The organism is Dietzia sp. SYD-A1, from assembly GCF_015356725.1.
Taxonomy (GTDB): Bacteria; Actinomycetota; Actinomycetes; order Mycobacteriales; family Mycobacteriaceae; genus Dietzia.
This window is the reverse complement of record NZ_JADDKI010000174.1, coordinates 1-6,480: the sequence shown is the minus strand read 5'-3', so window position 1 is coordinate 6,480 and position 6,480 is coordinate 1. Positions and strand designations below refer to the sequence as shown.

Here is a 6,480-nt window from a genome sequence, read left to right as displayed (position 1 = left end):
CCCGAGTATTTCCCCTCGGCCACCGCCATGAACGCCGCCGACTCCTCGTGCCGCGCCCGCATGAACCTCGGAGCCACGTCGGACCGTTGCAGCGCGCCGAGCAGCGGGTTGTTGCCGTCACCGGCGTACCCGTAGATCCGTTCCACATCCCAGGCGACCAACCGTTCGACGACGAGGTCGGCCACCGTCTTGTCGTGGGTCATAACTGTCCCCTCTCCGCTGGACGGCCAGGTCGGTGGGGCCCACCGTAGGGGCCGCACCGACCGGCCTCCACCGGTTGTCCTCTCAAGGCCCGGCTCCTACCGTCCCCGCCATGGAGACCTCACTGAACGCAATCGCCCTGGTGTGCTCGCTCAAGGCCTCACCCGCCGAGTCGAGCAGCGACCTCATCGCCCGTCAGGTACTCGACGAGTTGGCGTCCCACGGGATCGACGGCGACACCGTGCGGGTGGCCGACTTCGACGTGCGTCCCGGGGTGGAGGACGACATGGGGGACGGCGACCAGTGGCCGCGGATCCTGGACAGGATCAAGGCCGCCGACGTGCTGGTGCTCGCGACCCCGACCTGGGTGGGGCACATGTCGAGCATCGCCCAGCGGGTGCTGGAGCGCCTGAACGCCCAGTTGTCGGAGACCGACGAGCAGGGACGGCCCGCGATGTTCGGCAAGGTCGCCGTGACGGCCGTGGTCGGCAACGAGGACGGCGCGCACAAGATCGTGGCCGACACGTTCCAGGGTCTCAACGACATCGGGTTCACGATCCCGGCGCAGGGGTGCACGTACTGGAACCACGAGGCCATGAACCCCAAGGACTACGCCGATCTCGACGAGACCCCGTCCGCGGTGTCCTCGACCATCGCCACGTTGTCCGCCAACGCCGCGCATCTGGCGCGGCTCCTGCGCGCGGAGCAGTACCCGCCGGTCTGAGCAGGTCCCCTGGCCGGTGCGGCTAGAGCAGACCCGGTCCTCCCGTCCGGGGACACCCCTTATCCTTGCCGGGACGAACCGCCACGCCCGCCAGCGCGGAACTCACGCCGCCCGAGGAGACTTGATGACCACACCCGACACCGACCGCTCGCAGGCCGCAGTCATCGTCCTGGCCGCCGGCTCCGGCACCCGGATGAAGAGCTCGACCCCCAAGATGCTGCACCGGGTGTGCGGCCGGACCATGCTCGGCCACGCGCTGCACGCCGCCGCCGGGATCCGGCCGGAGCAGATCATCGTGGTGGTGGGGCACCAGCGTGAGCAGGTCGGGGCCGCGGTGGACGACCTCGCCGTCGACCTGGGGGTGCCGGTGGCGACCGCGGTGCAGGAACAGCAGAACGGGACGGGTGACGCGGTGGCCGCCGGCATGGCGGCGTTGCCCGCGGACTTCTCGGGGACAGTGCTGGTCACCACCTCGGACATCCCGCTGTTGGACGCCGACACCCTGCGCGAGGTGGTGACGCGACACGACCTGCGTCCGCGGGCGGCGGTGACCGTCCTGACCTCCACGGCACCGGACCCCACGGGGTACGGACGGATCGTCCGGAACGACGACGGCGAGGTACTGCGGATCGTCGAGCACAAGGACGCCTCGGACGAGGAGCGGGCGATCGATGAGGTCAACTCCGGCATCTACGCCTTCGACGCCCGCGTGCTGCGGGAGAAACTGGGCGAACTGAGCACGGACAATTCGCAGGGCGAGTTGTATCTCACCGACGTGATCCAGCTGGCCCGTCAGTCCAACGGGCTCATCCGCGGTCACCGTATCGAGGACGCCGACCTGGTGGCCGGGGTCAACGATCGCGTGCAGCTGGCCGCCCTCTCGGCCGAGATGAACCGCCGCCTGTGCGAGGAGGCCATGCGGGCCGGGGCGACGATCGTCGATCCGAGCAGCACCTGGGTGGACGTGGGGGTGCGCATCGGCCGGGACGTGACCATCCTGCCGGGCACCCACCTCACCGGGTCCACGGACATCGGCGACGGCGCGACCATCGGCCCGGACACCACCCTGCAGGACACCACGGTCGGCGAGGGCGCGACCGTGGTGCGGACCCATGCCGTCAGCGCGAGCGTCGGGGCCGGAGCCGAGGTCGGGCCGTTCGCGTACCTGCGTCCGGAGGCGGAGCTGGGAGAGCGCAGCAAGATCGGCACCTTCGTGGAGGTCAAGAAGTCCTCGATCGGGGCGCACACCAAGGTCCCGCACCTGACCTATGTGGGCGACGCGCAGATCGGCGAGCACACCAATATCGGGGCATCGAGCGTCTTCGTCAATTACGACGGGGTGAACAAGAACCGTACAGTGATCGGCGATCACTGCCGCACCGGTTCGGACACCATGTTCATCGCGCCGGTGACCGTCGGGGACGGGGCCTATTCGGGCGCGGGTACCGTGATCAAGAACGACGTCCCGCCCGGGGCCCTGGCGGTGTCTGGCGGACGACAGCGGAATATCGACGACTGGGTGATCCAGAACCGACCGGATTCCGGTTCGGCCGAGGCCGCCCTACGTACCCGGAACGACTCCTAGAAGGACGGACTCACCGAGTGAGCGAGTGGATCGACAACCAGAAGAACCTGATGTTTTTCGCGGGGCGCGCGCACCCCGAACTCTCGGATCAGGTCGCCGCCGAACTGGGGGTCGAGGTCACCCCTCAGACCGCCCGCGACTTCGCCAACGGGGAGATCTTCGTCCGCTTCGAGCAGTCGGTGCGCGGCTGCGACGCGTTCGTGCTGCAGAGCTGCCCGGCGCCGCTGAACAAGTGGATCATGGAGCAGCTCATCATGATCGATGCCCTCAAGCGGGGTAGCGCCAAGCGGATCACGGCCATCTTGCCGTTCTATCCGTACGCGCGGCAGGACAAGAAGCACCGCGGGCGTGAGCCCATCTCGGCCCGCCTCGTGGCCGACCTGCTCAAGACGGCCGGTGCGGACCGGATCATCACGGTCGACCTGCACACCGACCAGACCCAGGGCTTCTTCGACGGCCCCGTCGACCACATGCACGCCCAGGGCCAGCTGTCGGACTACGTGCGTGAGCACTACGGCACGGACAACATCTGCGTGGTCTCCCCCGACGCCGGCCGCGTCAAGGTGGGCGAGAAGTGGGCCGACGCTCTCGACGGCGCTCCCCTGGCCTTCGTGCACAAGACCCGCGACCCCAACGTTCCCAACCAGGTCAAGTCCAACCGCGTCGTCGGCGACGTCGAGGGGCGCACCTGCGTGTTGATGGACGACATGATCGACACCGGCGGCACCATCGCCGGCGCGGTCAAGGTGCTCAAGGACGCCGGCGCCGGCGACGTCATCATCGCCTGCACGCACGGTGTCTTCTCGGACCCGGCCGCCGAGCGGCTGGCCTCGTGCGGGGCCAAGGAGGTCATCACCACCGACACCCTGCCGATCCCGCCGGAGAAGCGGTTCGACAACCTCACTGTGCTCTCCATCGCCCCGCTGCTCGCCCGCACCATCCACGAGGTCTTCGAGAACGGCTCGGTGACCAGCCTGTTCAACGGGAACGCCTGACGTGTCCGCGGACGCCGCGGGCAGCGCCACGATCTACCACAACCCTCGCTGTTCCAAGTCCCGGCAGGCGCTGGAGTTGCTCCGCGAGCGGGGCGTCGAGCCGACCGTGATCAGGTACCTCGACACCCCACCCACGGTCGACGAACTCCGGACCCTCATCTCCGACGCCGGGCTGACGGTGCGGCAGGCCGTGCGGGTCAAGGAGGCCGAGTTCACCGAGCTCGGCCTGCTCGAGGCCTCGGACGAGGCGCTGCTCGAGGCGATGGTGGCGCACCCCCGGCTCATCGAGCGGCCCTTCGTGGTCACCGGCAGGGGCACGCGACTGGCGCGGCCCACCTCCGCGGTCGAGGAGATCCTCTGACGGCGGCGGGGCCCGGTGTGATTTGGGGGCCGGGCCCGGCGCCGCTAGGCTGATCGGGTCATCTCGGCGAGGGAGGGCCCTGAGACGGGCCACTCCGTTATCGACGCGATCATTGTCGGTGTGGTCCCCGGTGGGCCGCCCAGCGCGATCGTCTCGGTCGCCGGGGAGGTCTCCCGCCCGCAGAGCGCACGCGCGCTCCCCACCGACAGAAGGTTCACCATGGCCAAGGAAATCAACAACCTCAAGACCTCCATCCGCACCGAGTTCGGCAAGGGTTCGGCCCGCCGCGCCCGCCGCGCGGGCCAGGTCCCCGCGGTGCTCTACGGTCACCACACCGAGCCGCGTCACCTTCTCCTCGACACGCTCGAGTTCGCCGCGGTCCTCCGTGCCCACGGCACCAACTCGCTGCTCACCCTCGACATCGAGGGCGAGGAGCAGCTCGCGCTGCCCAAGCAGATCGACGTGCACCCGCTGACCCGCATCATCGAGCACACCGATCTCCTCGTCGTCCGCAAGGGCGAGAAGGTGACCGTCGAGATCCCCGTCACCCTCACGGGAGACGCGGCGCCCGGCACCCTCGTCACGCAGGACGCCGACGTCATCGAGGTCGAGGTCGACGCCACCGAGATCCCCGAGGGCTTCGAGATCTCGGTCGAGGACGCCGAGGCCGGGACCCAGATCACCGCCTCGGAGATCACCCTGCCCTCCGGAGCCACCCTCGTCTCCGACCCCGAGCTGCTGATCGTCAACATCATCGAGGCGCCCTCCGAGGCCGACCTCGAGGCCGAGGAGGAAGAGGCGCCCGAGGGTGAGGCCGCCGAGGACGCCGCCCAGGAGGCCGAGCAGGCGGGCGAGGAGTCCTGACCTCCCGCGGCGAGGCCTGACCTCCCGCGACCCGGCACCGGGCCCGGTTCGACCACCGCGTCGGACCGGGCCCGAGGTCATTCGCCCGGGCTGCCGCTCCCCGCGGACCTCCGCGCCCGGCTGTACTCCCCGGCCCCGGCCGCTACCCGCGGATCAGGCCGACGGCCAGCACGACCATCATCACGGCAATCCCGGCGTCCAGCACCCGCCACGCACCGGGATTGGCGAAGACCCCCCGTAGGGCCCTGCCACCGAAGCCGATCACCACGAACCACACCGCGCCCGCGAGGAACGCGCCGGCCGCGAACACCCAGCGGAGGTCCCCGGCCTGTTGATTGGCCAGGGTCCCCAGGAAGACCACGCTGTCGAGGTAGGCGTGAGGGTTGAGCCAGGTGAACGCCGCGCACGCCGCGACCGCCCCCAGGGTCGAGGGGACGCGCGCATCCCCGTCCACCTGCAGCCCGCTGCCGGGCCGGAGGGCCCGGGACGCGGCAACGGCGCCGTAGGCCAGCAGGAAGACGACCCCCAACCACGTCATCACGGTGAGGGCGGCGGGCGCGGACTCGACCAGCGCCCCGACCCCCGCCACACCGAGCAGGATCAGGGCGGCCTCGGACAGGACGCAGAACAGGACGATCGGGACCATCGCCACGTCTCCTCGAATCGAGCGTTGGAGAACGTAGGCGTTCTGTGCGCCGACGGCGGCGATGAGCCCGAGGCCCATACCGGCGCCCATGAGGAGGGTGGAGGTGGTGGTCACGCCCTCACGCTAGATCCGCGCGAACTGCAGTGCTACTACAGTTCTTCAGCTAGCATTAGCCAGACTTATGCACGCACTCCATCTGGATCACCTGCGTACCCTCGTGGCCGTCGTCGACCTCGGCTCCTTCGACGCGGCCGCCGCCCATCTCCACGTCACCCAGTCGGCGGTGTCCCAGCGCATCCGGTCGCTGGAGGACTCCGCCGGCCGCATCCTGGTCCGCAGGGACCGTCCCGTCACGGCGACCGACGCCGGCGAGACGGTGCTCAGGACCGCCCGTCAGATGCTCCACCTGGAGGAGTCCCTGTCCCGCGAGTTCGACGGAGCGGACACCCCGGCGGAGCACGTGGTCCTGGCGGTGGCGTGCAATTCCGACTCGCTCGCCACCTGGTTCCTCGACGCCATGACCCAGATCCACTCCTCCGGCCGGGTCGTCTTCGACCTCCGCCGCGAGGACGAGTCGCTATCCTCCCGCCTTCTCCGCCGGGGCGAGGTGATGGCCGCGGTGACCAGTGAGTCCCGGGCCGTCCAGGGATGTCGGTCACTCCCCCTGGGGTCGATGCGATACCTCGCGTGCGCCAGTCCCGGATTCGTGGCCCGGCACCTGCGCGACGGTTCGCCCACGACCGCGCTGGGCCGGGCCCCCATCGTCGACTTCGATCGCAGCGACGCCCACCAGGAACTCCACTACCGTCGGCTCGCGCGACGCGAACCGACCGGCCCCCGCCACTTCGTCCCCAGCTCGCACGACCACGTCCGTGCCATCGCCGCCGGCTTGGGCTGGGGCCTGGTCCCCGAACAGTTGGCCACCCCGTGGCTGGTCTCCGGTGAGCTCACCGAGGTCTCTCCCGACCGCCCCCTCGACGTCCCGCTGTTCTGGCAACACTGGAGACTCCAGTCGCCCGGCCTCGACGCCCTGACCGCCGCGGTGCTCGAGACGGCCAGCGCAGAGTTGCGACCCTGACGAGGTGAGCGGGCCGGGGCGGGAGG

General features: G+C 70.0%; 8 protein-coding genes. 6 read left to right on the top strand and 2 right to left on the bottom strand.

All coding sequences use genetic code 11. From position 1 onward, the window contains the following. The coding region (locus IY392_RS08030; protein WP_255542043.1) for a thiamine pyrophosphate-binding protein at window positions 1-203 on the bottom strand (203 nt) is incomplete at its 3' end. A 110-nt stretch (window positions 204-313) separates the two neighbouring features. Between IY392_RS08030 and IY392_RS08025 the strand changes: the two genes are divergently transcribed. The 5 genes from IY392_RS08025 to IY392_RS08005 all read left to right on the top strand — a co-directional run bounded on the left by IY392_RS08025 (window position 314) and on the right by IY392_RS08005 (window position 4,730). Further along, window positions 314-925, top strand: coding sequence for a flavodoxin family protein (locus tag IY392_RS08025; protein WP_107756932.1), 612 nt, complete (start codon window positions 314-316; stop codon window positions 923-925). A gap of 124 nt (window positions 926-1,049) precedes the next feature. After that, a complete protein-coding gene (gene glmU, locus IY392_RS08020) occupies window positions 1,050-2,510 on the top strand; it encodes a bifunctional UDP-N-acetylglucosamine diphosphorylase/glucosamine-1-phosphate N-acetyltransferase GlmU (protein WP_182612304.1) in 1,461 nt (486 codons plus the stop codon). A 17-nt stretch (window positions 2,511-2,527) separates the two neighbouring features. Next, on the top strand, window positions 2,528-3,505 hold the full coding sequence (locus tag IY392_RS08015; protein ID WP_107756934.1) for a ribose-phosphate diphosphokinase: 978 nt from the start codon (window positions 2,528-2,530) through the stop codon (window positions 3,503-3,505). Between the two features lies 1 nt (window position 3,506). Then, complete coding sequence (gene arsC, locus IY392_RS08010) at window positions 3,507-3,866, top strand: arsenate reductase (glutaredoxin) (RefSeq protein ID WP_107756935.1); 360 nt, start codon at window positions 3,507-3,509, stop codon at window positions 3,864-3,866. A 219-nt stretch (window positions 3,867-4,085) separates the two neighbouring features. Then, the gene (locus IY392_RS08005; protein WP_194860920.1) at window positions 4,086-4,730 is read left to right on the top strand and encodes a 50S ribosomal protein L25/general stress protein Ctc; all 645 of its coding nucleotides are present in this window, start codon (window positions 4,086-4,088) and stop codon (window positions 4,728-4,730) included. 142 nt (window positions 4,731-4,872) lie between these two features. Here IY392_RS08005 and IY392_RS08000 read toward each other — a convergent pair whose 3' ends face one another. After that, window positions 4,873-5,490, bottom strand: a complete 618-nt coding sequence (locus tag IY392_RS08000; protein WP_194860919.1) for a LysE family transporter — start codon at window positions 5,488-5,490, stop codon at window positions 4,873-4,875. Between the two features lie 67 nt (window positions 5,491-5,557). Between IY392_RS08000 and IY392_RS07995 the strand changes: the two genes are divergently transcribed. Then, complete coding sequence (locus IY392_RS07995) at window positions 5,558-6,454, top strand: LysR family transcriptional regulator ArgP (RefSeq protein ID WP_194860918.1); 897 nt, start codon at window positions 5,558-5,560, stop codon at window positions 6,452-6,454. Window positions 6,455-6,480: the final 26 nt, after the last annotated feature.

Bases quoted from the DNA above. Each gene is read 5' to 3' on its own strand.
- IY392_RS08025 (WP_107756932.1), top strand. From the start codon at position 314: ATGGAGACCTCACTGAACGCAATCGCCCTGGTGTGCTCGCTCAAGGCC.
- glmU (WP_182612304.1), top strand. From the start codon at position 1,050: ATGACCACACCCGACACCGACCGCTCGCAGGCCGCAGTCATCGTCCTG.
- IY392_RS08005 (WP_194860920.1), top strand. From the start codon at position 4,086: ATGGCCAAGGAAATCAACAACCTCAAGACCTCCATCCGCACCGAGTTC.
- IY392_RS07995 (WP_194860918.1), top strand. From the start codon at position 5,558: ATGCACGCACTCCATCTGGATCACCTGCGTACCCTCGTGGCCGTCGTC.